Source organism: Nostocoides jenkinsii Ben 74 (assembly GCF_001046875.1).
Lineage (GTDB): Bacteria > Actinomycetota > Actinomycetes > Actinomycetales > Dermatophilaceae > Nostocoides_A > Nostocoides_A jenkinsii.
Map to the genome: position 1 here is coordinate 2164429 of NZ_HF571038.1, position 26946 is coordinate 2191374.

Annotated in this window: 28 protein-coding genes and 1 pseudogene; 21 read left to right on the forward strand and 8 right to left on the reverse strand. The window is 69.2% G+C overall.

Going from position 1 to position 26946, the window contains the following annotated elements:
- A partial coding sequence (locus BN13_RS20325; protein ID WP_048546551.1) for a hypothetical protein occupies positions 1 to 581 on the reverse strand: 581 nt, incomplete at its 3' end.
- Between the two features lie 19 nt (positions 582 to 600).
- On the opposite strand from BN13_RS20325, the gene BN13_RS20330 reads away from it, so the two are divergent.
- Positions 601 to 921 carry a C40 family peptidase gene (locus BN13_RS20330; RefSeq protein WP_268806984.1) on the forward strand — a complete coding sequence of 107 codons (321 nt, stop codon included), beginning with the start codon at positions 601 to 603 and terminating at the stop codon, positions 919 to 921.
- Between the two features lie 39 nt (positions 922 to 960).
- On the opposite strand, the gene BN13_RS10230 is transcribed toward BN13_RS20330, so the two are convergent.
- Positions 961 to 1590, reverse strand: a complete 630-nt coding sequence (locus tag BN13_RS10230) for an inorganic diphosphatase (protein WP_048546555.1) — start codon at positions 1588 to 1590, stop codon at positions 961 to 963.
- A gap of 81 nt (positions 1591 to 1671) precedes the next feature.
- Between BN13_RS10230 and BN13_RS10235 the strand changes: the two genes are divergently transcribed.
- From BN13_RS10235 to BN13_RS10275, 10 genes are all read left to right on the forward strand, one after another.
- Complete coding sequence (locus BN13_RS10235) at positions 1672 to 3144, forward strand: D-alanyl-D-alanine carboxypeptidase (protein ID WP_048546557.1); 1473 nt, start codon at positions 1672 to 1674, stop codon at positions 3142 to 3144.
- Between the two features lie 16 nt (positions 3145 to 3160).
- On the forward strand, positions 3161 to 4240 hold the full coding sequence (locus BN13_RS10240) for a zinc-dependent metalloprotease (RefSeq protein ID WP_048546558.1): 1080 nt from the start codon (positions 3161 to 3163) through the stop codon (positions 4238 to 4240).
- 36 nt (positions 4241 to 4276) lie between these two features.
- Complete coding sequence (locus tag BN13_RS19285; protein WP_157038543.1) at positions 4277 to 4453, forward strand: hypothetical protein; 177 nt, start codon at positions 4277 to 4279, stop codon at positions 4451 to 4453.
- A gap of 229 nt (positions 4454 to 4682) precedes the next feature.
- The gene (gene tilS / locus BN13_RS10245; RefSeq protein ID WP_048546559.1) at positions 4683 to 5669 is read left to right on the forward strand and encodes a tRNA lysidine(34) synthetase TilS; all 987 of its coding nucleotides are present in this window, start codon (positions 4683 to 4685) and stop codon (positions 5667 to 5669) included.
- A gap of 5 nt (positions 5670 to 5674) precedes the next feature.
- Positions 5675 to 6226, forward strand: a complete 552-nt coding sequence (gene hpt / locus BN13_RS10250; protein WP_157038544.1) for a hypoxanthine phosphoribosyltransferase — start codon at positions 5675 to 5677, stop codon at positions 6224 to 6226.
- Positions 6227 to 6392: 166 nt separating this feature from the next.
- The gene (gene ftsH / locus BN13_RS10255; RefSeq protein ID WP_048546562.1) at positions 6393 to 8498 is read left to right on the forward strand and encodes an ATP-dependent zinc metalloprotease FtsH; all 2106 of its coding nucleotides are present in this window, start codon (positions 6393 to 6395) and stop codon (positions 8496 to 8498) included.
- Positions 8499 to 8558: 60 nt separating this feature from the next.
- Positions 8559 to 9125: a GTP cyclohydrolase I FolE gene (folE, locus tag BN13_RS10260; RefSeq protein ID WP_048549062.1), complete on the forward strand. Its 567-nt coding sequence runs from the start codon at positions 8559 to 8561 to the stop codon at positions 9123 to 9125.
- Positions 9126 to 9139: 14 nt separating this feature from the next.
- Complete coding sequence (gene folP, locus BN13_RS10265; protein ID WP_048546565.1) at positions 9140 to 9937, forward strand: dihydropteroate synthase; 798 nt, start codon at positions 9140 to 9142, stop codon at positions 9935 to 9937.
- Positions 9934 to 10821, forward strand: coding sequence for a 2-amino-4-hydroxy-6-hydroxymethyldihydropteridine diphosphokinase (gene folK / locus BN13_RS10270; RefSeq protein WP_048549063.1), 888 nt, complete (start codon positions 9934 to 9936; stop codon positions 10819 to 10821). The genes folP and folK overlap by 4 nt, the downstream gene beginning before the upstream one ends.
- Positions 10808 to 11302 carry a DUF3180 domain-containing protein gene (locus BN13_RS10275; protein WP_048546567.1) on the forward strand — a complete coding sequence of 165 codons (495 nt, stop codon included), beginning with the start codon at positions 10808 to 10810 and terminating at the stop codon, positions 11300 to 11302. Before folK ends, BN13_RS10275 begins: the two co-directional genes overlap by 14 nt.
- 118 nt (positions 11303 to 11420) lie before the next feature.
- On the opposite strand, the pseudogene BN13_RS20805 reads toward BN13_RS10275, so the two are convergent.
- The 3 genes and pseudogenes from BN13_RS20805 to BN13_RS10285 form a co-directional block, all read right to left on the reverse strand.
- Positions 11421 to 11690: pseudogene (locus tag BN13_RS20805) on the reverse strand (hypothetical protein); the annotation flags it as partial.
- Entirely contained in the window at positions 11590 to 12693 is a 1104-nt protein-coding gene (locus BN13_RS10280) for an NADH-quinone oxidoreductase subunit D (protein WP_084733950.1), read from the reverse strand. The pseudogene BN13_RS20805 and the gene BN13_RS10280, both read right to left, overlap by 101 nt.
- 90 nt (positions 12694 to 12783) lie before the next feature.
- Complete coding sequence (locus BN13_RS10285; protein ID WP_235434013.1) at positions 12784 to 13773, reverse strand: 5,10-methylenetetrahydrofolate reductase; 990 nt, start codon at positions 13771 to 13773, stop codon at positions 12784 to 12786.
- Between the two features lie 73 nt (positions 13774 to 13846).
- Between BN13_RS10285 and BN13_RS10290 the strand changes: the two genes are divergently transcribed.
- On the forward strand, positions 13847 to 15031 hold the full coding sequence (locus BN13_RS10290; RefSeq protein ID WP_201329082.1) for a cytochrome P450: 1185 nt from the start codon (positions 13847 to 13849) through the stop codon (positions 15029 to 15031).
- Here the strand turns inward: BN13_RS10290 and BN13_RS10295 are convergent.
- Positions 15015 to 15989, reverse strand: coding sequence for an SAM-dependent methyltransferase (locus tag BN13_RS10295; RefSeq protein ID WP_048546572.1), 975 nt, complete (start codon positions 15987 to 15989; stop codon positions 15015 to 15017). The two genes, BN13_RS10290 and BN13_RS10295, sit on opposite strands and share 17 nt — an antisense overlap.
- A 72-nt stretch (positions 15990 to 16061) precedes the next feature.
- On the opposite strand from BN13_RS10295, the gene BN13_RS10300 reads away from it, so the two are divergent.
- The 9 genes from BN13_RS10300 to BN13_RS10340 all read left to right on the forward strand — a co-directional run bounded on the left by BN13_RS10300 (position 16062) and on the right by BN13_RS10340 (position 24762).
- Entirely contained in the window at positions 16062 to 16955 is an 894-nt protein-coding gene (locus BN13_RS10300; protein ID WP_048546573.1) for a Rossmann-like and DUF2520 domain-containing protein, read from the forward strand.
- A complete protein-coding gene (panC, locus tag BN13_RS10305) occupies positions 16952 to 17905 on the forward strand; it encodes a pantoate--beta-alanine ligase (RefSeq protein ID WP_048546575.1) in 954 nt (317 codons plus the stop codon). Before BN13_RS10300 ends, panC begins: the two co-directional genes overlap by 4 nt.
- 23 nt (positions 17906 to 17928) lie before the next feature.
- On the forward strand, positions 17929 to 19614 hold the full coding sequence (locus BN13_RS10310; protein WP_048546577.1) for an L-aspartate oxidase: 1686 nt from the start codon (positions 17929 to 17931) through the stop codon (positions 19612 to 19614).
- Positions 19611 to 20522 (forward strand): carboxylating nicotinate-nucleotide diphosphorylase, encoded by a 912-nt coding sequence (nadC, locus tag BN13_RS10315; RefSeq protein WP_048546579.1) that lies wholly within the window; start codon positions 19611 to 19613, stop codon positions 20520 to 20522. The genes BN13_RS10310 and nadC overlap by 4 nt, the downstream gene beginning before the upstream one ends.
- Positions 20523 to 20668: 146 nt before the next feature.
- Positions 20669 to 21763 (forward strand): ScyD/ScyE family protein, encoded by a 1095-nt coding sequence (locus BN13_RS10320; protein ID WP_048546581.1) that lies wholly within the window; start codon positions 20669 to 20671, stop codon positions 21761 to 21763.
- 56 nt (positions 21764 to 21819) lie between these two features.
- Complete coding sequence (locus BN13_RS10325) at positions 21820 to 22566, forward strand: AAA family ATPase (RefSeq protein ID WP_048546582.1); 747 nt, start codon at positions 21820 to 21822, stop codon at positions 22564 to 22566.
- A 106-nt stretch (positions 22567 to 22672) separates the two neighbouring features.
- Positions 22673 to 24127: a lysine--tRNA ligase gene (locus BN13_RS10330; protein WP_235434149.1), complete on the forward strand. Its 1455-nt coding sequence runs from the start codon at positions 22673 to 22675 to the stop codon at positions 24125 to 24127.
- Between the two features lie 4 nt (positions 24128 to 24131).
- Positions 24132 to 24314 (forward strand): hypothetical protein, encoded by a 183-nt coding sequence (locus tag BN13_RS10335; protein WP_048546586.1) that lies wholly within the window; start codon positions 24132 to 24134, stop codon positions 24312 to 24314.
- A gap of 103 nt (positions 24315 to 24417) precedes the next feature.
- Complete coding sequence (locus BN13_RS10340) at positions 24418 to 24762, forward strand: histone-like nucleoid-structuring protein Lsr2 (protein ID WP_048546588.1); 345 nt, start codon at positions 24418 to 24420, stop codon at positions 24760 to 24762.
- Here BN13_RS10340 and ligD (BN13_RS10345) read toward each other — a convergent pair whose 3' ends face one another.
- Together ligD (BN13_RS10345) and ligD (BN13_RS10350) are read right to left on the reverse strand one after the other, a co-directional pair.
- The gene (gene ligD / locus BN13_RS10345) at positions 24763 to 25653 is read right to left on the reverse strand and encodes a non-homologous end-joining DNA ligase (protein ID WP_048546590.1); all 891 of its coding nucleotides are present in this window, start codon (positions 25651 to 25653) and stop codon (positions 24763 to 24765) included.
- Entirely contained in the window at positions 25640 to 26587 is a 948-nt protein-coding gene (ligD, locus tag BN13_RS10350) for a non-homologous end-joining DNA ligase (protein WP_048546591.1), read from the reverse strand. The genes ligD (BN13_RS10345) and ligD (BN13_RS10350) overlap by 14 nt, the downstream gene beginning before the upstream one ends.
- Positions 26588 to 26946: the final 359 nt, after the last annotated feature.

Consider the following 26946-nt stretch of genomic DNA (forward strand, 5'->3'; position numbering starts at 1 on the left):
CAGGCTGGCGCCGCCGAGGCGGCGGCGAAGGCCGAACTCGGCCGCGCCGAGTCCGAAGGCGCCAAGGTCTCCGGACAGCGCGAGATCCTGGCTGCCGAACTCGCCCGGCTGCGCCGGACCTCACGCGAGGTCGAGCGGGCCCGGCTCGACGGATTGGCCGCCGCGGCGGAGGCGGAAGCCTCCGCGCCTCCGTCTGCCACGACCTCCACCAACCCCTCAGGCACGACCTCCACCAACCCGTCGGGTTCGAGCACCACTTCGCCCGTCACGCTGACTCTGACCAGCACGTCGAGCAGCAGCACGACGAGTAGCCCCACCTCAAGCTCCACCTCGTCGTCCGCCACCAGCTCGTCCAGCACGACGTCGCACTCGTCCACGTCGTCCAGCACGACGCGGCCCCCGACGAGCACATCCTCCAGCAGCACCACCCCGCCCCCGACCAGCACGTCGAGCTCCAGCACGTCGAGTTCCAGCACGACCCGCCCCCCGACGACCAGCTCAACGACCGCATCCAGCAGCAGCACCACCCCAACCAGCAGCACCACAACCCCGCCCCCCGCGAGCGGCGCGGCGGCGGCCATCGCCTACGCCCAGGCGCAGATCGGCAAGCCCTACGAATGGGGCGCGGACGGCCCGGACACCTTCGACTGCTCGGGTCTGACGATGATGGCCTGGCGGCAAGCCGGGGTCTACCTGTCGCACTACACCGGCGCGCAGTATGCCGAGACCGCCCGCGTGCCGATCGACCAATTGCAGCCGGGCGACCTCGTGTTCTATGGGCCGAGCGGCGAGACCAGCACCCACATGGGCCTTTATGTGGGCAACGGCCAAATGATCGAAGCGCCCTACACGGGCGCCTATGTCCGCTACGCCTCGATCTATCGCAGCGATCTCGTGCCCTACGGCGGCCGGCCGGGCTAAGCCCCCGCCCGGACCGACCCACCGCCGGGACCCAACAAATCAGCTGTCAGACAGCGGGTTTTCCTTCGTCGCCACGCTGCGCTCGGCCCGCGCCTCTTCCTCGCGAGCACGATCGGCCGCCGAACTCACCGGGTCGGCCTGCGAGCGGGACTCGGGGGTCGGCATACGCCAGCGTGCCGTCGTCATGCCCGCCGTCTTCGCGCGCTCCAGCGCTTCGATCACCGTCTGCTCGGCGTCCTCGCGCCCAGTCCAGTGGGCACCCTCGACCGACTTGCCCGGCTCAAGGTCCTTATAGGTCTCGAAGAAGTGCTGGATCTCCAGGATGTCGAACTTGCTGACGTGCTCAAGATCGGTGATGTGGTTCTTGCGCGGGTCCCCCGCCGGCACGCACAGCAGCTTGTCGTCGCCGCCGGCCTCGTCCTTCATCCGGAACATCCCGATCGGCCGCGCGCGCACCAGGCAGCCGGGCCAAGTCGGCTCGTCGAGCAGGACCAGCGCGTCCAGCGGGTCGCCGTCCTCACCGAGCGAGTCCTCGACGTAGCCGTAATCAGCCGGGTAGGCCATCGACGTGAACAGCAGCCGATCCAGGCGGATGCGCCCGGTTTCGTGGTCCACTTCGTACTTGTTGCGGGCCCCCTTGGGGATCTCCACGGTGACGTCGAACTCCACTGCGGCCTCCTCGCCGACTTGATGACCTAGGCTCCCACCAGTTCTTACCATGCTCGCAGACGAGGACGCGGGGGTTTCCGGGTGCGCAAGTCGTTGACGGCGGGCGTGCTCAGTCTGTCACTACTGACCGGGTATGCCGCAGCCGACGTCTTCGATCTCGTCCCCGGCGTCCTCACCCGCGACAAGCCGACCCCGCCCCCGGCAGCGACCACTCCCGCGGGCCCGGTGCCCACCCTGATCCCCTTGCCGGGGGAGGTCGCCGGGGACCCCCTTCCGGTGGCGGTCGGGACGGACGCGGCCGAGCCCACCACCGCCGGCCTGGAGCGAAGTCTCGCTGCCGCGCTCGCCTCGCCTGCCTTCGGCGGCGACATCGGGGTCAGCATCCGGGATGCCCGCACCGGACAGGAGCTGTATGCCCGTGGGGCCGCCGAGCCGCGTGTCGTCGCCTCCACGGCCAAACTCCTGACCGCGACGGCCATCGGCCAGACCTTGGACATGTCGGGTCACATGACCACCTCGGTGGTCCGCTCCGGTGACCACGAACTCACCGTGGTGGCGGGCGGCGACACCCTCCTCGCGCGCGGGGCGGGCGACCCCGGTCAAGCCGCCGGTCACGCCGGTCTGGGGGACCTGGCGGATCAGGTGGTCGCCGCGCTCGCCGCCGCCGGAACGACGTCGGGGGAGACCACGCCGGGGCAGGGAACAGCAGGGAAGTGGACCCTGCGGCTGGATGAGACCTACGACGCCGGTGACGCCGTGCCGCCCACCTGGAATCCCGCCGATATCGCCGCGGGCTACACCCAGGGCGTGCACATGATCGGCCTCGCCGCGCAGCGACCCAAGCCGGGGGAGCCGAGCCCGGCAGACCCGGGGGGCGAGGTGCTCGGCGTACTCCGCGATCACCTCGTCAAGGCCGGCCTGACGATCGACATCGTCGACTCGCCGGAGCAGCGGCAGAAGCCGGCCCCGGCCGGCGCGGCCGTGCTGGGCCAGGTGACGTCCGCGCCATACCGCGATGTTCTTGCGGAGGCGCTCGACCAGAGCGACAACGCCCTCACCGAGAACCTCGCCCGCCAGGCGACGATCACGGCAGGGGGAGACGGCAGCTTTGCAGCGAACGCGGCATACGTCTCCGCGACACTGAAAAAACTGGGATTCGACCTCACCGGGACCAAACTCATCGACACCTCCGGCCTGAGCAGTGGCCAAAGTTCGACGGTGGCGCTGCTCTCGGCGGTCGTCGCGAGGGCGCGGGCGGGCAAGCTGCCGGCCCTGGCCGACGTGCTGGCGCGACTACCCGTCGCTGGTCTCGACGGCACGCTCCACGACCGCTACCGCGAGGGTCCGGCTGCCTCGGCCGCCGGGCACGCCCGCGCCAAGACCGGCACGCTGACCGGCATCTCCAGCCTCGTCGGCACGACGGTGGACGCCGACGGTCGCGAACTCGACTTCGTGCTCGTGGCCGACAAGGTGCCGGCGGCCCAGGGAACGTGGGCGGCCCGGCTGGCGTTGGACGCAGTCGTGGCCGACCTCACCGGGTGCGGCTGCCGCTAAGGAGAGGACCCCGACCATGACCCACACCGAGACCAACACGGACACCGGCACCAGTGCGTCATTCGTCGACTGGGACTTCGCCAAGGCCACCGGTCGGCGCCTCGTATCGGCTGGACCGCAGGTCAGCATCACCGAGGCCGCCGACATTGTCGGCGATATCCGCGCCGCCGCCGTCGCCGCCCAACAACCGGTTGCCGAGACCGCCCGGATGCACGCCCCCGGCGTCGCACCGCTGGCGCTCGTGGTCGACCGGCCGACCTGGATCGACCTCAACATCGACTCCATGGCCGCCTTGATGGCCCCGGTGTTCGAGAAGGTCGCCGCCGACCGATCGGCCACGCCCGGGGCGACCGCCACCGCCATCGGGGGCAAGGTCACCGGCGCCGAGTCGGGCGCGCTGATGGCCTTCCTGGCCGGAAAGATCCTGGGGCAGTACGACATCGCGCCCCAAGGCACCCCGCAACTCCTGCTCGTGGCGCCGAACCTCGTGGCCATCCAACGCGAACTCGACGTCGACGCGGCCGACTTCCGCGCCTGGGTCTGTATGCACGAGGAGACCCACCGCGTGCAGTTCACCGCGGTCCCGTGGCTGCGCGAGCACATGATCACCCAGGCGCAGTCCTTGGTGCGCGACATGACGCCGACGCCCAGCGAGCTGACCGCCCGAACTCAGGAGGTGCTCAGGCGCATCCCCGAGGCGTTCAGCGGCCGCGGGGGTGGGCTCGCCGAACTGTTCGCCACGTCGGCGCAGCGTGAGCGCCTTGCCGCCGTCACCGCGGTGATGAGCTTGCTCGAAGGCCACGCGGATGTCGTCATGGACGAGGTCGGGCCGAGCGTCATACCCAGTGTCGAGGAGATCCGCAGTCGCTTCGAGGGTCGGCGCGGCGGGGCCAGTGCGCTGGACAAGCTCCTGCGCCGCCTCCTCGGGCTCGAGGCCAAACTCGCCCAGTATCGCGATGGCGCGGCCTTCGTCCGGGGCGTCCAGGCCGAAGTCGGCGTGGACGGCTTCAATGCCGTATGGAGCTCGCCCGACACCCTCCCTCGGCCGGCCGAGATCCACGACCCCTTGGCCTGGGTCCGCCGCGTCCACGGGTGATCCCGCCTCCGCCGGTTCCGCGACCCGCACAACGGCGTGCTGTCGCCGCAGGAGCAGGCGAGCTTCGACGAGGCACTGCGGGAGGTCATGTCGCAGACGGCCCGTCGCGTCCGCCGCTCTGGCGGGCCGGACTGGGCCCAGGCGCTGCGTGACGGCCGCTTGGGTGGCGGGCCCGGCCGCCCCGAGAGCGAGACCGCAACGTCCGCCGCCTGACCCGCCGGATTGAGCAGAATGTCGATCTCGCCCAGGCCCTCGCCCCTGACGTCGACTGGTCCTTCGCCCAGCCCGATGCCCCTAGGGACGGGCAGAAGGACACCACGCCCCCACCACATCTTGACCGTCATCACCTGCCTGGACGCGGGGCTGGTATACCTGTTCATCCACCGTCGCCAGGAGGAGGCGGTCCAGCAGGCGGACGAGGACTCGATCTAGGGTCGATCCCATGCGAGAGCCGGCGAGTATGGCCGTGCGCGCCGCCGTCCGCCACGCCTTGGCCGATCTCCCCGACGGCGCGACCGTCCTGGCCGGTGTCTCCGGCGGCGCGGATTCGCTCGCCCTCGCCGCCGCACTGGCCTGGGTGGCCGAGCGCCGCCCGATCACCGCCGGGGCGATCATCGTCGATCACCAACTCCAACCCACCTCCGCCGAGGTGGCGGCTGATGCCGCGGACGTATGCCGCGCGCTCGCCCTCGCCCCGGTCGAGATCGTTCGCGTCGTGGTCGCCGACCCCGCTCGCCTCGGTCCGGAAGCCGCGGCCCGGGAGGCGCGGCATACGGCTTTGGGGGAAGCGGCCACCCGGTTCGGCGCCTCGGCGATCTTGCTCGGCCACACGCGCGACGACAATGCGGAGCAGGTGCTGCTCGGGTTGGCCCGGGGTTCGGGCCTGCGATCGCTCACCGGCATCCCGCCGCTCCGGGGCCTGCTGCGCCGCCCACTCCTGAGGATCACCCGCGCCCAGACCGAGGCGTCGTGCGCCGAACTGGGCCTCACCCCGTGGCGGGATCCGCACAACGAGGACCCGACGTTTGCGCGCGTGCGCGCCCGACGAGCGCTCGCCGACCTCGAAGCCGACCTCGGTCACGGCTTCGCGGACGCGCTCGCCCGCACCGCGACCCAACTGCGGGCCGACGCCGACCTCCTCGACGACCTCGCAGCCCAGGCTGCCGCCCAACTCGGTGACGGCCCGTGGCCAGTGGATCGGCTCGCCGCCATCCCGACGGCGCTTCGCACCCGGGTTTGGCGCCGACTCCTGATCGCCGCGGGCGCCCCGGCGGGGCAGGTGAGCGCGCGGCATACGGACGCTTGCGATCGGCTCGTGACGCACTGGCGAGGCCAAGGTCCACTCGACCTGCCCGGGGTCACCGTGACGCGGGCGGCGGGCCGGGTGAGGGTCCAGGGGAACGGGAGCGCGCGGCATACGGTTAACTAGCGATCGTGGATGCGGAGCACATGGGAGCCGATCTCGAGCGCGTACTGATCTCCGAAGAGGAGATTCAGCGCCGGCTGGGTGAGATCGCCCAGGACATCTGGGACCACTACGCGGGCGAGGAGTTCCTGCTCGTCGGCGTGCTCAAGGGGGCGGTCCTGGTGATGGCCGACCTGATGCGGGCCTTCCCCGGCAGCGCCCCGATGGATTGGATGGCCGTCTCGTCCTATGGCTCGGGCACCAAGTCCTCCGGTGTCGTGCGCATCCTCAAAGACCTCGACACCGATATCACCGACCGTCACGTCGTCATCGTCGAAGACATCATCGACTCGGGTCTGACCCTGTCGTGGATCCGGGCGAACCTGGAGTCGCGGCATCCGAAGTCCGTCGAGATCTGCACGCTGCTGCGCAAGCCGGACGCGGCCAAGGTCGCGATCGACTGTCGCTGGGTCGGCTTCGACATCCCCAACGACTTCGTCGTCGGCTACGGACTCGACTACGACGAGCGTTATCGGAATCTGCGCGTGATCGGCACGCTGGCCCCGCACGTCTACTCCTGATACTCCGGACGCGGAACACAGCGCGGGCACCGCACGTTGCCACCCGTGGACGCGCTAGCGCCGGGTGTCGCACCCGCGGGGTAGTGTCGTCCTCCGACTGACCCGTTCCGGTCGTGCCCGCGGGGGCGCCGGCCGACAGCGCAAGGAGCAGGCTCCGGCCATACCGATGTCCACCAATGCCAAGCGAGTCTTCCGCAACCCCCTGTTGTGGGTGATGGCCATGCTCGCGCTGATGATCGCGCTCTTCTCCTTCAACGGCGACGGCGGTTATTCGCGCATCGACACCTCCGCGGCGGAGACGCTCATCTCCGAGAGCAAGGTCGAGTCGGCCCGGTTCACCAGCGACAACGTGCTCGACCTGACGCTGAAGCAGGGTGAGAGCTACTCCGGCTCCGGGGTCAAGGACGCCACCAAGGTGCGCACGGAGTTCATCGACGCGCGCGCCGAGGCCCTGGTCAAGCTGGTCAACGACAACGTTCCGGGCAGCTACAACGACAAGATCGAGCACCCCAGCGTGCTCGGGTCGCTCCTCTTCTCGCTGCTTCCGCTGATCATCCTCATCGGTCTCTTCTGGTTCATGATGAGCCAGATGCAGGGCGGCGGGTCGCGCGTCATGCAGTTCGGCAAGTCCCGCGCCAAGCTCGCGACGAAGGACACGCCGAAAGTCACCTTCGCCGATGTCGCAGGCGCGGACGAGGCCGTGGAGGAGTTGCAGGAGATCAAGGAGTTCCTCGCCGAGCCGGCCAAGTTCCTCGCCGTCGGCGCCAAGATCCCCAAGGGCGTGCTGCTGTATGGCCCGCCCGGTACCGGCAAGACGCTCCTCGCCCGGGCGGTTGCCGGCGAGGCGGGGGTGCCGTTCTATTCGATCTCCGGTTCCGACTTCGTCGAGATGTTCGTCGGTGTCGGCGCCTCCCGCGTGCGTGACCTCTTCGAGCAGGCCAAGGCCAACGCCCCGGCCATCGTCTTCGTCGACGAGATCGATGCTGTCGGTCGCCACCGTGGCGCGGGCCTCGGCGGTGGTCACGATGAGCGCGAGCAGACCCTCAACCAGTTGCTGGTCGAGATGGACGGCTTCGACGTCAAGACCAATGTCATCTTGATCGCTGCCACCAACCGCCCCGACATCCTCGACCCGGCGCTGCTGCGTCCGGGCCGCTTCGACCGGCAGATCGCCGTCGAGGCCCCCGACATGATCGGGCGGCACCGCATTCTTGAGGTTCACGCTCAGGGCAAGCCGATGGCGCCCGGCGTCGACCTCCTGGCCGTCGCTCGCCGCACTCCTGGTTTCACCGGTGCCGACCTGGCCAACGTCCTCAACGAGGCGGCGCTGCTCACCGCCCGCAGCTCCGGCCACCTCATCACCGACAAGACGCTCGACGAGGCGATTGACCGCGTCATGGCGGGCCCGCAGAAGCGCACCCGGATTATGAGCGCCAAGGAGCGCAAGATCACGGCCTATCACGAGGGTGGGCACGCTCTGGTGGCCGCGGCGATGAACCACACCGACCCGGTCAGCAAGATCACGATCCTGCCGCGCGGGCGTGCCCTCGGCTACACCATGGTGCTGCCGAGCGACGACAAATACAGCACGACCCGCAACGAGATCCTCGACCAGTTGGCCTATGCCCTCGGTGGGCGAGTCGCCGAAGAGATCATCTTCCACGACCCCACGACGGGTGCCGCCAACGACATCGAGAAGGCCACCGCGATGGCCCGCAAGATGGTCACCGAATACGGCATGTCCGAGCGGGTCGGTGCCATCAAGCTCGGCCAGAGCCAGGGTGAGGTCTTCCTCGGCCGCGACTACGGCCACCAGCGCGACTACTCCGAGCACGTTGCCGGGATCGTCGACGAAGAGGTTCGCCGCCTGATCGAGGCCGCGCACGACGAGGCGTGGCACGCGCTCAACGACAACCGCGACGTCCTCGACCGCTTGGTCCTGGAGCTGCTGGAGCGGGAGACGCTCAACGCCAAGGACATCGCTGAGGTGTTCAAGGACGTGCGCAAGCGGCCGGTCCGCCCGACGTGGCTGTCCTCGGAGAACCGCCTGCTCTCCGACAAGCCGCCGGTGTTGACGCCGGCCGAGCGCGCCGCTCTCAACGGCACCAATGCGCCGGCGGGGGCCTACCTCACCCCAGGTGACCGGGCGACCGAGCGCGCGATCGACGAGGCCGCGGCGGCGGGGGCATCACCATACGCTCAAGACGGCCCGGTGACGCAGGTCATCGAGACGCCGGAGGACGCACCGGTGAATCCCGAGGGACACCTCTAGTCCGAGTCGTCCCGCTCGCCCGTCATCAAAGGAGTTGCCGTGGCCGAACTCTCGTCGCCGATGGACCTGCCCCGGATCGAGGCAGCCGTCCGCGAGATCCTGATCGCAGTCGGCGAGGACCCGGAGCGTGACGGTCTGCTCGACACGCCGGGGCGGGTGGCACGGGCATACGTCGAGGCGTTTGCCGGACTGCACGCCGACCCGGCAGAGGTGCTGAGCAAGAGGTTCGCCGTCGATCACCAGGAACTCGTCATCGTGCGGGACATCGCGATGTACAGCACCTGTGAGCACCACCTGCTCCCGTTCCACGGGAAGGCGCACATCGGCTACCTCCCGCGCAACGGCTACGTGACCGGCCTGTCGAAGCTCGCCCGGCTCGTCGACGTCTTCGCCCGCAGACCGCAGGTGCAAGAGCGGATGACCGGCCAGATCGCCGACGCCCTGGTCGAGCACCTCGACGTGCTCGGCGTCATCGTCGTCATCGAAGCCGAGCACCTCTGCATGTCGATGCGCGGCGTTCGCAAGCCGGGGGCCAGCACGATCACCTCGGCCGTGCGCGGCATCCTCGCCCGCAATGCGACGACCCGCGCCGAGGCCATGGCCCTGCTGGGGTTCGGCCCACGGTGACTCGTCCGCTGGTGATGGGCGTCCTCAATGTGACGCCTGATTCGTTCTCCGACGGTGGCGCCTGGCTGGATCGCGACGCCGCGGTCGCCCATGGTCTCGAATTGCGTTCGCAGGGAGCCGCTTTCGTCGACGTCGGCGGTGAGTCGACGCGTCCGGGCGCGGCGCGCCCGGACGAGACCGAGGAGGTGCGCCGGGTCGTGCCGGTGGTCGCCGACCTCGCCGCCGCGGGCGTCGCGGTGTCCGTCGACACCATGCGCGCGGCGGTTGCCGCTGCCGCCCTCGAGGCCGGTGCCGTCATCGTCAACGACGTCTCCGGGGGGCTCGCCGACCCGGCGATGGCGCCTCTGGTCGCGTCCGCCGGAGTCGATTTCGTCGCAATGCACTGGCGCGGGCACAGCGACGTCATGCAGACCCGCGCCGACTACGGCAACGTCACCCAGGACGTATGCCGCGAGCTCGCCGCCCGTCTTGACGTCCTCGTTCGCGCCGGGATAGCCCCGGAGCGGATCATCCTCGACCCGGGCCTGGGGTTCGCCAAGAATGCCGAGCACAATTGGGCGCTCCTGCGGGAGCTGCCCACCCTGGTCGAGCAGGGCCAGCGGGTGCTGGTTGGGACCTCCCGCAAACGTTTCCTCGGCTCGGTCGGCCGCACCTCGGACAACCTCCGGCCGCCGCACGAGCGCGACACCGCCACCGCTGTGACCAGCGCGTATGCCGCGGATGCCGGCGCCTGGGCCCTGCGGGTCCACGATGTGCCCGCCACCATTGACGCCCTTGACGTGTGGGCCGCCTGGCGGGGGGAGGCCCAGTGACCGGCGACCGGATCGAACTCACCGGCCTGCGCGCCACCGGTTACCACGGCGTCTTCGACTTCGAAAAGCGCGACGGCCAGGAGTTCGTCGTCGACCTCATCGTCCGCGCCGACCTCCGGGCGGCCGGCGCCAGTGACGACCTCGCCGACACCATCCACTACGGCGAACTCGCCGAGGCCGTGCACGCGCGCATCACCGGCCCGGCATTCGATCTGATTGAGGCGCTCGCCGACGCCATCGCGGCCGACACCCTGCGCGATCCCCGCATCGAGGCCGTCGAGGTCACCGTGCACAAGCCGGGCGCCCCGATTGCCCGGACTTTCGCCGATGTCTCCGTCACCGTATGCCGCGCCCGTTCCATCCCGATCGTGATCGCCCTCGGTAGCAATCTCGGCGACCGGGCCGCCACGCTGGCCTCGGCGATTCGCGAACTGCGGGACCTTCCCGGCGTCACCGTCGACGCGGTCTCGCCGGCTGTCGAGACCGATCCGATCGGCGGGCCCGAGCAGGCGGATTACCTCAACGCCGTCCTCGTGGGGCGCACCGCGCTGACTGCGCCGCAACTCCTCAGCGAATTGCACCGGATCGAGGCCCACCACGGCCGGATCCGCACAGTTCGCTGGGGCGAGCGCACCCTCGATCTCGACCTGATCCAGTATGGCGAGCCCGCCGGCCCCGATGAGTTGCGAAGCGACGACCTCGCCCTGCAGGTCCCGCACCCGCGCGCGGCGGAGCGCGCCTTCGTCGTCCTGCCCTGGCTCGCCGCCGACCCGACGGCCCGAATCCGGGTGGGGGACAGCGTCATACCCCTCCAGGAGCACGCCGCGACTCTGGACTCTCGTGGGGTCCGCCCATCCGCGGAGGTCATCGATGGGACTCGATGACCGTGGCCTGCAGTGGCGCCTGCCGCTCGGGTTCGCCGCCTTCCTGACCGTTGTCGTCGCGCTGCTGACGCACCGGTGGATGGACTCCGGTCGCTTCCCGCCGGCGGTCCCGGTGGCCGCCGTCGTGCTGATCGCCATCCTGGGCGGCGTGGTGTTGTGGTTCGGCCAGGCGGTCCGGCGCTACCTGCGGGGCACCAAAGCCAACCTCAGTCCGATCCGCGCCGCCCGCACCCTGGCCCTCGCCCAGGCAGCGGCCCTCACCGGTGCTGCACTCGTCGGACTGTATGCCGGGCAGGCCCTCGGACTCCTGCCCGACTGGGACCTCCAGGCCGCCCAGCGCCTGCTCTGGGGGTATGCCGCGGGCATCGCCGCCTCGACCTGGCTGCTGGTCGTCGGGATGATCGTGCAGGGCTGGTGCCGCATCCCGCCGGGGGACAACGAATCCCGTCGCAGCCGGGAAGAGCCCGAGCCCGCCCACTGAGTCCCCCACTGAGCCCGCCCACTGAGGTCACACCCTTTGGGACGCCTCGGGCGGCCAGCACCTGCTCGCGAAGGATGTCGGCGTGGCCGCAATGCTGGGCGAGCTCACGCAGCACATGAAACAGCACAAAGCGCACCGGCAAGGGGCCGCGCCGGTTGCCCGTGACCATGTCGTCCAACCCAATCCGGCGACGCGAGCGCGGGAGCCGGCGACAGCGGCGGCATACGCCCCGAGAACGGAAGCAATCGTGTCGTCCTCGGCGAGGTCGAAGGCGCCCGCCGGCCGGCTCACTTGTCGACGTCGCCGACGACGAAGAACATCGAGCCCAGGATGGCGACCATATCGGCGACCAATTGTCCGGGCAGCATCTCCCGCAGCACCGCCACATTGTTGAACGACGCCGACCGCAACTTGAGCCGATGCGGCGTCTTGTCGCCGCGGGAGACGAGGTAATAACCGTTGAAGCCCAACGGATTCTCCGTCGCCGTGTAGAGATCACCCTCCGGCACCTTGAGCACCTTCGGCAGCTTGACGTTGACGGGCCCCGCCGGCAGAGTCCGCAACCGCTCCAGGCAGGCCTGCGCCAGATCCAGCGAGACGTGCACCTGCTCCAGCAGCACCTCCAGCCGGGACAGGCAGTCGCCAGCCGACCGGGTGACCACTCGGCCGGGCCCGCCGGGGGCGAACAACTCGCCATACGCCAGATAGGGCGCGTCGCGTCGCAAGTCGACGTCGACGCCCGTGGCCCGGGCTATGGGTCCGGACACGCCATACGACAGGATCGTCTCCGGGGTGAGCACGCCCACCCCGCGGGTGCGGGCGATCAGGATCTCATTGCCGACCAGCAGTGACTCCAACTCCGGCAACCGGCGCCGGACCGACCCGATCGCCGTCTCCACCCGGTCGAGCCAGCCCAGCGGCAGATCTTCCTTCAACCCGCCAACGCGGTTGAACATGTAGTGCATCCGGCCGCCGGAGGCTTCCTCCATGACGGCCTGAATCTCCTCGCGCTCACGGAACGCATAGAAGACCGGGGTGATGGCCCCGAGTTCGAGCGGATACGAGCCGAGGAACATCAGGTGGTTCAACACCCGGTTGAGTTCGGCGAGCAGCGTCCGGGCCCAGACCGCCCGAGTCGGGACCTCGATGCCGAGCATCGACTCCACCCCGAGCACGACGCCTAATTCGTTGGCGAAGGCCGAGAGCCAGTCGTGCCGGTTGGCGAGCACGATGATCTGGCGGTAGTCGCGCACCTCGAAGAGCTTCTCCGCCCCCCGGTGCATGTAGCCGATGATCGGCTCGGCCCGCACGATGCGCTCACCGTCGACGACGATCTGCAGGCGCAGCACCCCGTGCGTCGCCGGATGCTGCGGACCGATGTTCAAGACCATGTCGGCCGTGGCCAACCCGCCGGCGCCGACACCGACACTCAGTTCACGAGGCGGGGTCGAGGTCACGCAGCCACTCTAACGATGCAGGGCTCAGGCCAGCAGGCGCCGGATCTTGCGCGCCAACTCGATTGTGGCCTCGTTCTCGACCTTGCGCGTCGACACGCTCTCGACGTTGAAGCCGAACGGCAGCCCGATCCGGCGGCAAAAGGTGGCCAACTCGGTCGCCGTGTCCAAGCACGCATCGACGGACTCGACGATCGGGTCCGTCGCGTGGATCAACTCGTTGGCGAGCCAGCGCGGCACGTCGACGCCCAGCCACTCCAGGAAGTCCAGCGTCCGCTTAGAGCCGCACACCGACAGGGTGAAGATCACCGGGGCCGGCCGGACGTCGCGCTCGGCACAGGCATACCAATAGTCGGAGACGAGATCCTTCGCGTCGGTGACGTTGTAGACCACCTGCGTGATGAAGAACGCACACCCGCTCTCCTGCTTGGCGAGCATCCGCAGATGCTCATCGCCGCGTTGCTGGTGCCGCTCCGGGATCGCCACCGCGCCCAACGGGATAGCACGCTGGGGTATGCCGCCCGGGCGCGTCTCCCGCTCGGCCCGCCGCCACGCGGCATGAGCCTGCGGCAAGGTCGTCCGCACGTCCTTGTCACGCGATGACGCCCCGACAAAAACGGTCGAGACGTCCCGCTCCTCCGCGCGCAGCCAGTCGTCCAGCTCGGCGGGGTCGTACTTCCCGACGCTGCGATAAAGGATCGTCGGGCCGGTCCAGTCGCCCAGGTGGTCCAAGAAGGCGGACGGGTCGATCGTGGGGGAGTAGACAAACGGCCGCTCGACCTCTGTCCGATCGGACTCGTCGTCGAGGTCGTAGACCACCAGGCAGTCCACGTCGATCGCCGCGAGCCGTTCCAGGGTGACCTGGGCCAGCCGGGCGACGTCCTCCGGGGCGGTCGTCTGCCGCGGCGGCGTGAGGCCATAGAGCAGGACCTCGCCGCGGCCGGTCCGCACGAGATCGTGCCAGGGCGCGCGCGCCCAGGCGTCTGGCTCGCCGGGACCGGAGTTCACGGAGGACACGGCTCGCCACCCTACGTCGCCGCCGCGGGCGGGCGATTCCGCGTCCGGCGCGGCATACGTCAAGCTTGGCCCCATGCCCGCCGACGTGCTCGACTTCTCCGACCCCGCCTTCGTCGCCGATCCGTATGCCGCGTTCGCGGCCCAGCGCGCCGCCGCCCCCTTTGTGTGGCACGAGGGTCTGCAAGCCCACGTGGCCACCTCCCACGCGGCGGTGTCGGCGGTGCTGCGCGAGCGCCGCCTCGGCCGCATCTTCGCCGAGCGGACGCCGACCGCCGACTGGGAGACCTTCAACTGGCTCCACGCCGACTCGATCCTCGACTCCGAGCCGCCGAAGCACACTCGGCTGCGGCGCCTGGTCGCCGGTGCTTTTGGCCGCGGACACGTCCAGCGTCTGGCGCCGCGCATCGAGCAGCTCGCCGCCCGATTGCTCGACGAGGCGACCGATGGCAACGACACCTTCGACATCATCGAGGCGTATGCCGAGCCCCTCCCCGTCCTGGTCATCGCCGAACTCCTCGGCTTCCCCGATCTCGATCGGCATCTGCTGCGCCCGTGGAGCCAGGCGATCGTCAAGATGTATGAGGTCGACCGCACCGAGGCGCAGGAGATCGAGGCGCGGGAGGCGTGTCGGGAGTTCGCGGCATACGTCCATGAGCTGGCGGCCGCGCGGGCGAAGAGCCCGGGGGAGGACTTGCTCACCGACCTCGTGCAGATTCGGGAAGGCAGCGACAAACTGTCCGAGCGCGAGCTGATCGCGACCGCGGTGCTCCTGCTCAATGCCGGTCACGAGGCGAGCGTCAATGGCTTCGGCAATGGCTTGCACTCCTGGCTGACCACCGGGCGCGCGCCGATCGAGGTGACCGAGGACGCCTCCGTCGAGGCGGCGGTGGAGGAGTTCCTGCGGCACGACAGCCCGCTGCAACTCTTCGAGCGCACGGCCACGGCTGATCTGGACCTGCTGGGCCAAGAACTCACCACGGGACAGAAGGCGATTGCGCTTCTCGGCGCGGCCAACCGTGACCCGGACGTCTTCGCCGACCCCGACCGATTCGATCCCAACCGCACCCCGAATCCGCACCTCGCCTTCGGCCTGGGCATCCACTTCTGCATCGGCGCGCCGCTGGCGAGGCTGGAGATGCAGATTGCCCTGCGAACCTTGCTGACGCGCTATCCCGACGTCGCGCTCGCCGAGGCTGTGCGCCGCCCGACGTTCGTCCTGCGCGGGTTCGAGCACGTCCGGGTCAGCCCACGCGGCTGAGCACCCACCAAAAGTCCCCGAGGCCGGGCCCGGTCAATTCGGCGACGGCGCCGCGGCGCTCCAACGCGCGCAGATAGGCGATCGGATCGCTCCGCGCCAGGTCGTATGCCGCGTCCTCGCCCCGGATTCCCAACTCCCGCAAGGCGTCTCGCTGGGTCATCAGCTGGTCGTGCGGCAGGGAGTCCACCGCGACGTGCGCCGTCAGGTCGCACGAGCCGTCCGGCCGCGGCGCGACCTGGCGCCCCTGGCGATAGCCGGTGAGGCTGCCCGCCGCGGGCCGAGACGCCCTCGTGTGGCCGTAATCGACTGCCAGCACGACACCACTGCCGACGGCTTCCTGGAGGCGCGTCAGGGCCTGATCACGCGGCATACCCACCTCGACCCGATCCCCGGGCTGGAACGGACCGGGCCACCAGCGCTGCACCCAAGCGACCTCCGCCGCACCGACGGTCGCGGATTCGCCCGCAAGGACCCCCAGTCGCTCCTGCCCGGAGTCGTCCACCTCGACCTCCCGCAGCTCGCCGGCCCCATCTGCTTCGAGAATGGGACACGGGATGACGTCGAGCCACTCGTTGGCCACGACCAGGGCAGCCTCGGGTCGTCCCAGCTCGGGCAGTTCGGCGCCCCCCGGCGACTCGAACCAGCCCACCCTCGGGGCGAGGTGGGACGGTCGGGCCACAACGTCGACACCGACGAGTTCCACCCCGCTGCCCAGTTCGTCGGCGGAATCCGCCGCGAGGTCTGCCATCGACGTCAGCAGTTCCCCTCGGCCCGCCCCGAGGTCGATAATCCGGCTCAGCCCCTCGGCCGTAGCGAGGCGCAGCAGGGCCTCCGCGAACGGCGCCGCCCGCGGTCCGTGGCACGACGTCGCGAAGTGCCCGGCCGGTCCCGAGGGCGTCCGATAGAAGCCCCGTGCGCCATACAACGCGTCCTGCCACGCGAGGATCCACGGCCGCATTCGGACAACCTAGCCCGAGCCGGTGACCGCCTCCCGGGGGTCCGCCCGGTGACGAAGTGCCAGACTTGCCCGGTGACCTCGCTGCTGCCGCCCGGGCGCCTGCGCGTCGGCGTGGTCGGTGCGGGCAAGGTTGGGGCCGTGCTGGGCGCCGCACTGGCCCGCGCCGGACATCTGGTCGTGGCCGTGAGCGCCGTGAGCGATGCGTCCCTGGCCCGCGCCGAGGACCTTCTGCCCGACGCCCCGGTCCTGCCGGTCGATGATGTCGTCGCCGCGAGCGACCTCATCCTGCTCACTGTCCCCGACGACGCGCTCGCCCCGCTGGTGGCTGGCTTAGCCACGACGGGCGGATGGCGCACCGGCCAGCTCGCGCTCCATACGTCCGGCCGCTCGGGGCTGGCCCCGCTCGCCCCGGCCATCGCGCTCGGGGTCGGTGGCCTGGCCGTTCATCCGGCGATGAGTTTCACCGGCACCGCGATGGACCTGGACCGGCTGCGCGACTGCTGTTTCGGCGTGACTGCGCCTCCCGACCTTCAGCCGGTCGCCGAGGCGCTCGTGGTCGAGATGGGCGGCGAGCCGGTGACCATCGACGAGTTCGATCGCGTGCGCTATCACCTCGGCCTGGTGCACGGGTCCAACTACCTGATCACGCTCACCGCGCAGGCCATGGAGATCGTGGCCGGCGCCGGGGTGGCCGAGCCGGGACGTGTCCTGCGACCGTTGATGACCGCCGCGCTCGATAACGCCTTGCGCGCCGGGGACAGCGCACTGACCGGACCGGTCGCGCGCGGCGATGCCGGGACCGTTGCCGAGCACCTCGCCGTGCTCCCCGACGAGCCGCCGGACGTTGCGGCGGTCTACCGTGTCCTAGCACGCGCCACGCTCGATCGCGCACAACGGCACGGCCGGCTGCCGGCGACCGCAGTCCAGGCCATCGACGAGGTACTCACCGAGGAGAAACCCACGTGACCACCCAAGACCAGCCCGTCGTCGACGCCGACGGCACCTTCCGTGAACCCGTCGTCGTGCGGACTCGAGACGAGCTTCGTGCCGCCCGAGCCGCCTTGCCCGGCAAGGAGATTGCCGTCGTCATGACGATGGGCGCGCTCCACGAGGGCCACGCGACGCTGATCCAGCAAGCCCGCGAAGGCGCCGATCACGTCATCGTGACCATCTTCTTGAACCCGCTGCAGTTCGGCCCCAAGGAAGACCTCTCCCGCTATCCGCGCACCTTCGACGCCGACCTGGAGATTTGTCGGCGCGACGGGGCCGACATCGTCTTCGCACCCAGCCCCGACGTCGTCTATCCGGAAGGCGACCCGGGCGTGCGCGTCTCGGCCGGCCCGCTCGGCGCGGTCCTGGAAGGGCAGTCCCGCCCCGGCCACTTCGACGGCATGCTCACCGTCGTCGGCAAGCTCATGCACCTGACCGGCGGGACGCGATTCCTGTTCGGGCAGAAGGACGCTCAGCAGTTGCTGCTCATCCGCCGGATGGTCCGCGATCTCGACTTCCCGGCCAAGGTCGTCTCGGTCCCGACGGTCCGCGAGGACGACGGCCTGGCCATGTCGAGCCGCAATATGTATCTCACCCCCTCCGATCGTGAGGTCGCGCTCAGCCTGTCGCGCGCACTGCGGGCGGGTGCCGGCGCCGCCCCGGAAGGTCCCTCGGCAATCCGCCGCGCGGCTCGGGCCGTGTTGGTCGCCGAGCCGCTTGTGCTGGTCGACTACCTCGTGCTGGTCCACCCGACGTCACTGCGCGATGTGCCGGAGTGGTATCGCGGCGAGGCGCTCCTCGCGGTCGCCGGCAAGGTCGGCACGACCCGCCTGATCGACAACACTCCGGTTCTTGTGGGTCCCGGCGGCGGGGCGCTGGACGTGTTCTCCGATCCGGACGCCGCCCCGGCGACCGGCGTGATGTGACCTACTCCACCGAAGGAAGAGCCGTGCGCGACGTCACCGACGGACCGAACCTCCCCCGCTGGCTCCTGGCCGGCGACCCGGGTTGGTCCACCACGGCCGATGTCATCGTCGTGGGATCGGGCATCGCGGGCTTGACCTGCGCGCTGCGGCTTCGGACCCAGGTCGAGAAGGTTCTCCTGGTCACCAAGACGGTCTTGTCGGCCGGCTCGACCCAATGGGCCCAGGGCGGCATCGCCGCGGCGCTCGACCCCGAGGACTCCCCGGAAGAGCACCTCCAGGACACCCTGGTCGCCGGGGTCGGGCTCTGTGACGAGGGTGCGGTGCGTGTCCTGGTCACCGAAGGACCCCAGCGCGTTCGCGAACTCGTCGCTCTCGGAGCCCAATTCGACCGATCCCCAGACGGCGGCATCCTGCTGACGCGCGAGGGCGGCCATCATCGCGACCGGATCGCCCACGCCGGCGGGGACGCCACCGGGGCCGAGATCTCCCGCGCCCTGATCGACGCCCTGGATCGGGTGGTCAACGACCCCGGCATCGAGGTCATCGAGCACGCTCTTGTCGTCGACCTCCTCCAGGACGCCTCCGCCCGCGTGTGCGGGGTGACCCTCCACGTGATCGGGGAGGGGGAGCACGGCGGGGTCGGCGCGGCATACGGCCGGGCGGTGGTCCTGGCCACCGGCGGACTCGGGCAGATCTATGCCTCGACCACCAATCCCTCGGTCGCCACCGGCGACGGTATGGCCGCGGCCCTACGCGCCGGTGCCCGGCTCGCCGACCTGGAGTTCGTCCAGTTCCACCCCACCGTGATGTATCTCGGGGAGGGCTCGCAGGGCCAACAGCCGCTGATCTCCGAGGCCGTGCGCGGCGAAGGTGCCTTTCTGGTCGATGACGACGGGGTCCGGTTCATGCAGGGCCTCCATCCGATGGCCGACCTGGCCCCGCGCGACGTCGTGGCCCGCGCGATCGTCGCCCGCATGCGTGAGACGGGTGCCAAGCACGTCTGGCTGGACGCACGGCATCTCGGAAAAGACTTCCTGGAGAAGCGTTTTCCCTCGATTGTCGCCCGCAGCCGCGAACTCGGCGTCGACCCCGCCACCCAACTCATCCCGGTCGCGCCGGCCCAGCATTACGCCTCCGGTGGCGTGTGGACCGACCTGTCCGGCCGTTCGACCCTCGACGGTCTCTATGCCTGCGGTGAGACCGCGTGCACCGGTGTCCACGGCGCGAACCGGCTCGCGTCCAACTCCCTGCTCGAAGGGCTCGTCTTCGCCGACCGCATCGCCGAGGACATCACTGCGCGCCTTGCCGGCGGCGACCTTCCCCCGACCGAGGCACTGGCGAAGGACCCGGCGGACGGCGTCGGGTTGCTCGACGCCGAGCGCCGCCTCGATGTCCAGCGGACGATGACCGACGGCTCCGGCCCGGTGCGCTCGGCCGAGTCGACGGCGCGCACCGCTGCCCGGCTGCGCGAACTCCTCGCCGATCCGCCGGGGGCCGTTACGACGGCGGCCTGGGAGACCACCAACCTCGCCCACCTCGGCCTCGCGTTGACGACGGCCGCGCACGCCCGGGAGGAGACCCGTGGCGGCCACGAACGCGCCGACTTCCCGGACCGCGACGACCGCCAGTGGCTCGGGCACCTCGACCATGTCCGCACGCCCGAGGGCGTATTCATGACCTTCCTGCCCCAAAAGGATGCCGACCGATGACCGATGCCTCCGATCTCGATTTCCCCTGGGACGACGCCCGCCGCGTGGTCCGCCAGGCCCTCGTCGAGGACCTCGGCGGACTCGATGGGGTGGACGTCACCACAGAAGCCACCATCGACCCCGCCGCGCAGAGCGACGGCCAGGTCGTCGCGCGCGCGCCGGGGGTCATCGCCGGAGTCGGGATCATCGATCTCGTCTTCGAGGAGGTATGCCGCGTCCTCGGCGGCGACGCGCACGTGTCCGTCACGACGCGGGTCACCGACGGCACCCTGGTCGCCCGCGGCGACATCGTCGCCGACATCACCGGCTCGACGCAGGCGATCCTGGTCGGCGAGCGCACGCTGCTCAACGTCCTGTCGCGGACCTCGGGTGTCGCCACGGCGACGCGCGCGTGGGCGGACGCGCTCGCGGCATACGACACGACCGTCCTAGACACGCGCAAGACGACGCCCGGGCTGCGCGCGCTGGAAAAGTTCGCCGTCCGCGCCGGGGGTGGCACCAACAAACGTATGGGCCTGTATGACGTGGCCATGATCAAGGACAACCACAAACTCGCGGCCGGGTCGATCACCGCGGCCTACGAGCGCATCCGGGAACGCTTCGCCGACGTGCCGATCCAGGTCGAGGTGACGACGCTCGCCGAGGCGCTGGAAGCTGTCGAGGTGGGGGCTCGGTTCGTCATGTGCGACAACATGCCTCCCGACCTCCTCGCCGAGACCGTCGCGGCGGTGGAAGCCACCGGCGAGGACGTCGAGATCGAGGCGACCGGCGGGCTGACCCTCGAACGCGGGGGGGAGTATGCCGCGACCGGCGTCGACTACCTCTCGGTCGGAGCGCTCACGCACTCCGCGCCGATCCTTGACATCGCCCTGGACTTGGTCGATCAGGAGGTAATCGACGCGTCCTGACCCCCCAGGGCTGCGTAGTGGCATTCGGGGACTTTCCCATTCCATTCCCCTTCCGCAGAGGTGGTGCCATAGTTATGGGATCGCTTCGCACGAGGGATTTGGGAGGATCCATGCCAGCACGGTCGCGGGCACGAACCAGCACGCGCATGCTCGCTGGAGGCGCCATCGCAGCGCTCGCCGTCGGGATGGGAGGGGGTGCGGCCTCCGGCTCGGGTGCCGATCGGCCGGCACCCCGCACTGTTATCACCGGCCTCGATAATCCGCGCGGACTCTCCTTCGCGCCGAACGGGGATCTGTATGTCGCGGAATCCGGCCGCGGCGGGACGGGGCCGTGCGTCGAAGGTCCGGAGAGCACGGCCTGTTTCGGGCGGTCGGGTGCCATCACGCGTATCCGCGGGGGTGTGGCCTCGCGGGTCGTGACGACGTTGCCATCGATGGCAAGCGAGACTGGAGGTGGCGCCGCGGGCCCGAGCGATGTGGTCATCAAGGCTGACGGCAGCTATTTGGTGACTGTCGGGCTGGGCAACGATCCGGCAGTGCGTGACCGGCTGCCGGCCGCGGGTCGACTCCTCGCCGGAGTGGTCAGCGGGCGCATCGGCGGCACTCGGACCCTGATGACTGATCTCGGTGCCTACGAGGCCAGCGCGAACGTTGACGGCTATGGCGTCGACACCAATCCGACATCGATCACGATGCTGCGTAGCAGTCCGATCGTCGTCGACGCCGGCGGCAATTCCCTGCTCAAGCTCACGAGCAATCGGGTCGGAAAACTGGCGGTCTTCTTCAACCGCTTCGTCCCTCGCCCGCCGTTCATGCCACCGGGCAAGATGCCCATGCAATCCGTGCCGACCGCGGTGACCGCAGGGCCGGACGGCGCCTTATACGTCGCCGAGCTCACCGGCTTCCCGTTCACCAAGGGCGAGGCTCGGATCTATCGCGTGGTCCCGGGCAAGGCCCCGACTGTGTATGCCCGCGGCCTGTCCAATGTCACTGACCTGGCTTTCGTCGGTCGACAGTTGTATGCCGTGCAACTCGCCTCCGACGGCCTCCTCAACGTTCCGCCCAACACCTTGCCGATGGGTTCGCTGGTCAAAATCACCCCGGGAACGAGGACGCACGCGGTGATCGCCGGCGACCTGCCAGCACCCTACGGCCTGGCCGTGCGCAGCGGGAACGCTTATGTCACGACGTGTGCCGTATGCGCCGGTGGTGGCGGGGTCATGGAGATCCCCCTCGGATGAGACGACGCTGACGGCGGCGGTTCGGGCTGTCGGAGCGCCCTTCTAGCCTGGGCCGCATGCCTGCCTCGACTGACAATTGGTTAGATCCGTTGCCGGTGCGCCGGGTCCGACGGGCGTCGGATGTGGAGACTGGCGCCGACGCGTGGCCGTTCACGCTCGCGCCCGTGCGCCAACTGTTGCGCGACGGTCTCGACCTCGGTCGCCTCACCGTGCTCGTCGGCGAGAATGGCACGGGCAAGTCGACTCTGGTCGAGGCGATCGCCATGGCGTTCGGGCTGCCGGGTGAGGGCGGGTCGACGGGGGCTCGCCATACGACTTATGTGAGTGAGTCCGCGCTCCCGGAGGCGTTGACGTTGGAGCGGGGTGCCGGCGCCTCCAAATGGGGCTACTTCCTGCGCGCCGAGACCACGCACGGGTTGTTCACCTATCTGGCCAACAACCCCGGTCCCCGCGACCCCGACTTCCACACCCTCAGCCACGGTGAGTCTTTCTTCGCGATGTTGACGTCGGGGCGCTTCCGCGGGGACGGCTTCTTCGTCATGGACGAGCCGGAGGCCGGGCTGTCGTTCACGGCCCAACTCGCCTTGGTCGGTTCCTTGCACTCCATCGCGGCCGGCCGCAGCGCCCAGGTGCTGCTCGCCACCCATTCGCCGATCCTCGCGGCCATTCCGGGGGCGCGGATTCTGGAACTGGACGAGTCCGGCTATCACGCCCGAGAGTGGGCAGATCTGGAGGTGACCGACAACTACCGCCGTTTCTTGGAGGCGCCAGAGCGCTACCTGAGGCATGTCCTCGACTTCTGACCTCAGGGATTTTGGACCACCATCAGGGACCCCACAGACCCGGCCTCTAGACTTGAGCGTTGTGACCGACGACCCCAACGCGCCCGAACTCGATCTCAACGAGCAGATGCGCTTCCGGCGGGCCAAGCGAGACCGGCTGCTGAGCGAGGGGCGCCAGGCCTATCCCGTTGCGGTCGCGCGCACCCATACGTTGGCCGAGGTTCGCGCGCAGTGGGGCCACCTGGTCGCCGGCGACGAGACGACCGATGTCGTCGGTGTGGCGGGCCGAGTTATCTTCATCCGCAACACCGGCAAGCTGGCCTTCGCCACCCTTCAGGAGGGCATCGGCACTCGCCTTCAGGTGATGCTGAGCCTGGCTGAGGTGGGCGAGGATGCGCTGGCCGCGTGGAAGGCCGACGTCGATCTCGGCGACCACGTCTTCGTCGAGGGCCGGGTCATCTCCTCGAAGCGAGGCGAGCTCTCGGTCATGGCGACGCGCTGGGAGATGGCGAGCAAGGCGCTGCGCCCGTTGCCGGTGCTGCACAAAGACCTGTCCGAGGAGACCCGGGTCCGGCAGCGGTATGCCGATCTCATCGTCCGCCAGGAAGCCCGCGACATGGTGCGTTTCAAGGCGGATTCGATTCGCGCGGTGCGCGAGACTCTGCATGCTCAGGGATATATCGAGGTCGAAACCCCGATCCTGCAACTCATCCACGGTGGCGCACAGGCGCGCCCGTTCCGGACGCATATCAACGCCTTCGACCAAGAAATGGTCCTGCGGATCGCCCTGGAGTTGAACCTCAAGAAGGCCGTCGTCGGCGGGGTCGACCGGGTCTATGAGATGGGCCGGATCTTCCGCAACGAGGGCGTCGACGGGACCCACTCGCCCGAGTTCACCATGCTTGAGGCTTATCAGGCGTATGGCGATCAAACCACCATCGCCGAACTCGCCAAGGCTTGCATTCTCGCCGTCGCCGACATCGCCCATGGCGGGCGGCAGGTCGAGACCCCCGCCGGAATGATCGATCTCGACGGCGAGTGGCGGTGGCTTCCCGTCTATCAGGGGGTCAGCGAGGCCGTGGGGGAGACGGTGACCGTCGATACCGACGCCGAAACCTTGAAGCGGTATGCCGCGGCCCATGACGTGGCCCTCGACCCGGCCTGGGACAAGGACAAGATCTTCCTCGAATTGCTGTCCGAACTCGTCGAGCCGACGCTGCTGCAGCCGACGTTCTTGTGCGACTACCCCGCGATCGCCCAACCGCTCGCGCGGCCACACCGCGGCCTGCCGGGGCAGATCGAGGCGTGGGATCTGATCGTCGGGGGCGTCGAGCGCGCCACCGGCTTCTCCGAACTCGTCGACCCGGTCATCCAGCGCGACGTGCTCACCGCGCAATCCTTGCGCGCGGCCGGGGGCGACCCGGAGGCGATGCAATTGGACGAGGACTTCCTGCGTGCTTTGGAATATGGCGCGCCACCCATGGGTGGGCTCGGGCTCGGCTTGGATCGGGTCATCGCGCTCTTCCGCAGTGTCAACCTGCGCGAGACCATTCTCTTTCCCCATCTGAAGCCGGAAGCGTGAACTCATGGACCAGATTTGGCCGTATGTGATTGCCTTGCTCCCCTCCATCGGGGTGGGCTATCTGTTCTACCTGATCATCAAGAACATCCTGGCAAGCGACCGCAATGAGCGGATCGCCCAGGCGCGCTGGGAGAAGCAACAACATTCGGCAGACCCCAACTACCCCGAGGGCCGACCCGCTCAGTAGCTGGACGATTGTCCAGATCGGTCCAGATTCGCATTCCCAGAATTGTCGGGTATCGTCGCAAGTGCCATCCTGTGTGGGATTTCGACGAAAGGCTTTTTCACCCATGGTTCAGCGCGTACACGTTGTTCTGGAAGATGACTTGGATCGCAGCCCGGCCGACGAGACGGTTTCGTTCGCGCTGGACGGCGTGAATTACGAGATCGACCTCAGTGCGGCCAATGCCGCGAAGCTGCGTGACGACCTTGCCAATTGGGTCGCCAATGGCCGACGCACGGGCGGACGCAAGTCGCTGGCCCCCGCCAGTGCCGCCCGCGGCGGCGGCACCGGCCGCAGCAAGGCCGATCTTGCCAAGATCCGCACCTGGGCGCGGGACAACGGGCACCCGGTTAGTGACCGCGGGCGCATCTCGGCCAGCGTGCAGGAAGCCTACGACCAGGCGAATGCCTGATCAGCTGCGGTTTTGACCCAAGGGGGCCAGCAGGTCCCCGAGGTCGGCAAGTCGCTCGAGGGCGTCGTCGAACATCACCTGTTCGAGGACGCCCTCGCCCGTTGCCGCCCCTTCGACTTCGGCCCACGTGCGCGGAGCGGCGACGGTGGGCGTCTCCCGACCCCGCAACGAATAGGGGCAGATGGTCGTCTTCGCGGCCACATTCTGGCTCCAGTCGAAGAACACCTTCCCCGGGCGCAGGCTCTTCGTCATTTTCCACAGGATGAGTTCGGGAAACCGCTTTGTGAGTTCTTGGGCCAGGGTGGCGGCGAGATCGCGAACCTGGTCCGAGGTCAGGTCGCCGCCCAGCGCGGCATACAGTTGCATGCCTTTGCTTCCGGAGGTGACGGGGAAGAGGTCGAGACCCAAGTCGCCCAGGCGATCCCGGACATGGAGCGCAACCTGTGCGCATTCGGTCAGCCCGGCCGGTTTGCCCGGATCAAGGTCGATCACAAGGCGGTCGGGATTTGCCCGTGCCGTGCCGATCGCCTGCCATTGCGGGACGTGGAACTCAAGGGAGTTCAGGTTCACCAGATAAGTGAGGTCAGCCAGATCGTTGATCATCGGATAAGTGACGTCGTCGATCTTTACATTGGGTAGCCATGATGGCGCACCCGAGGGAAGATTCTTCTCGAAAAAGGACACCTGCTCCACCCCGTGCGGCCATCGCACCCGCGTCACCGGGCGTCCGGCGAGGTGCCTCAGCATCACCGGAGCGACCTGGGCGTAGTAGCTGAGGACTTCCCCCTTGGTGGTCTCGGTCGCGGGATAGAGGATCTTGTCGAGGCTCGACAACTTCAAGGTGCGCCCGGCCACGTCGACGCGGGTGATTTGCGGTTCAGGTGGGGTCACTGTCGCCCTCCTCGATGAGGTCCTCAGGCCGCAAGTCGGCCCGGACTCCCACATAGGTGGGGTGCCGCAGGCGCCCTCCACCCGTGGCTCCGAGCGCCTTGAGGTCGACGACGACCAGCGGCTCGACCCAGGTCACCTCGCGCGCGTCGAGGGCCGGCACCTCGTCGGCGAAAGGTGAGTCGGGCCGCATCAGAGGTGCGAGCAGTTCCGCCATCGCGCGCGCGGTCCGGCCGGCGAGACCGCTGCCCATTCGCCCGGCATACAACAGGCCACCGGGCCCCGGGCGGCCGATGAGAACAGCGCCAAGTCTGTTGGCGTTGCCCGTCTCGGGGCGCCAGCCGCCGACCACCGCCGACATCGTGGCTCGGTGGCTCGTCTTGAGCCAGTCTGCGGAGCGCCGACCGGGGACGTATGCCGCGCCCCGGCGCTTGCTGACAATCCCCTCCAACCCCTGCTCGGCCGTCGCCGCGAGCAACTGCGCGCCGTCGTCATAGGCCGGGGGCACCTGCACGTGTGATCCGCCCAGGTCGAGCTGCTCCAGCAACGGCCGTCGTGCGCTCCACGGTTGGCTCGTCAAGTCCTGCCCGAAGAGCCGCAGGACATCGAAGACGACATAGGTCACCGGCCGGGTGGCTGCCAGCCGCTCCGCCTTGCGGCGGTCCTTGACGTGCATGCGCTCGGCGAGTGCCGCGAAACTCGGCCGGCCCTGGTCGAAGGCGACGACCTCCCCGTCAAGGAGGAGATCGTCATACGTCCCGGCGAGGGTAGCGAGCTCGGGGAAACTCGCGGTGACGTCATTGCCATTCCGCGAGGTCAACGTGACGGCCGGACCGCGGACCTCGGCCAGCACCCGCATACCGTCCCATTTGATCTCGTGCGCCCAGGCGGGCCCGCGCGGGGGTGCCGTGGTCGCGGTGGCGAGCATGGGCAGCATTGGCGTATTCAACCCTGTCCAGCCGTCGGCAAGACAGTCCACGCACGGCCGCGTCCTCTCCGGCTATGGCGAGGGTGTGGACTTTCAGGAGACTCGGGATTCTGGCTGCGGCAGCGGTGCTGTTCGGATCGGCCCCGGCGCTGGCGTCAGGTGGGCGTGAGTTTCAGCGGGACGCCATACCCCCATCAAGAACTTCAACCTGTCTACCGTGAAGGCCGCGTGAAGCGATGGCAAACTCGCCCTCGCTGGCAACGTGGGCAGCGCCCTGGAGGTGCAGGTGAATCGGCACGGGTTCTCTGCCGCTCTCATGAGGGCTGCGGCTCGGGTTTGAGGGCAGCGTAGTGGGCTTGCTCGTATTC

Excerpts from the sequence above, each read along its gene's own strand:
- BN13_RS10240 (WP_048546558.1), top strand. The coding sequence starts at position 3,161 with ATGACCCACACCGAGACCAACACGGACACCGGCACCAGTGCGTCATTC.
- tilS (WP_048546559.1), top strand. The coding sequence starts at position 4,683 with ATGCGAGAGCCGGCGAGTATGGCCGTGCGCGCCGCCGTCCGCCACGCC.
- ftsH (WP_048546562.1), top strand. The coding sequence starts at position 6,393 with ATGTCCACCAATGCCAAGCGAGTCTTCCGCAACCCCCTGTTGTGGGTG.
- folE (WP_048549062.1), top strand. The coding sequence starts at position 8,559 with ATGGACCTGCCCCGGATCGAGGCAGCCGTCCGCGAGATCCTGATCGCA.
- folP (WP_048546565.1), top strand. The coding sequence starts at position 9,140 with ATGGGCGTCCTCAATGTGACGCCTGATTCGTTCTCCGACGGTGGCGCC.
- BN13_RS10275 (WP_048546567.1), top strand. The coding sequence starts at position 10,808 with ATGGGACTCGATGACCGTGGCCTGCAGTGGCGCCTGCCGCTCGGGTTC.
- BN13_RS10280 (WP_084733950.1), bottom strand. The coding sequence starts at position 12,693 with ATGGTCTTGAACATCGGTCCGCAGCATCCGGCGACGCACGGGGTGCTG.
- BN13_RS10290 (WP_201329082.1), top strand. The coding sequence starts at position 13,847 with ATGCCCGCCGACGTGCTCGACTTCTCCGACCCCGCCTTCGTCGCCGAT.
- BN13_RS10295 (WP_048546572.1), bottom strand. The coding sequence starts at position 15,989 with ATGCGGCCGTGGATCCTCGCGTGGCAGGACGCGTTGTATGGCGCACGG.
- nadC (WP_048546579.1), top strand. The coding sequence starts at position 19,611 with ATGACCGATGCCTCCGATCTCGATTTCCCCTGGGACGACGCCCGCCGC.
- BN13_RS10320 (WP_048546581.1), top strand. The coding sequence starts at position 20,669 with ATGCTCGCTGGAGGCGCCATCGCAGCGCTCGCCGTCGGGATGGGAGGG.
- BN13_RS10325 (WP_048546582.1), top strand. The coding sequence starts at position 21,820 with ATGCCTGCCTCGACTGACAATTGGTTAGATCCGTTGCCGGTGCGCCGG.
- BN13_RS10330 (WP_235434149.1), top strand. The coding sequence starts at position 22,673 with ATGCGCTTCCGGCGGGCCAAGCGAGACCGGCTGCTGAGCGAGGGGCGC.
- BN13_RS10335 (WP_048546586.1), top strand. The coding sequence starts at position 24,132 with ATGGACCAGATTTGGCCGTATGTGATTGCCTTGCTCCCCTCCATCGGG.
- BN13_RS10340 (WP_048546588.1), top strand. The coding sequence starts at position 24,418 with ATGGTTCAGCGCGTACACGTTGTTCTGGAAGATGACTTGGATCGCAGC.
- ligD (WP_048546591.1), bottom strand. The coding sequence starts at position 26,587 with ATGCTGCCCATGCTCGCCACCGCGACCACGGCACCCCCGCGCGGGCCC.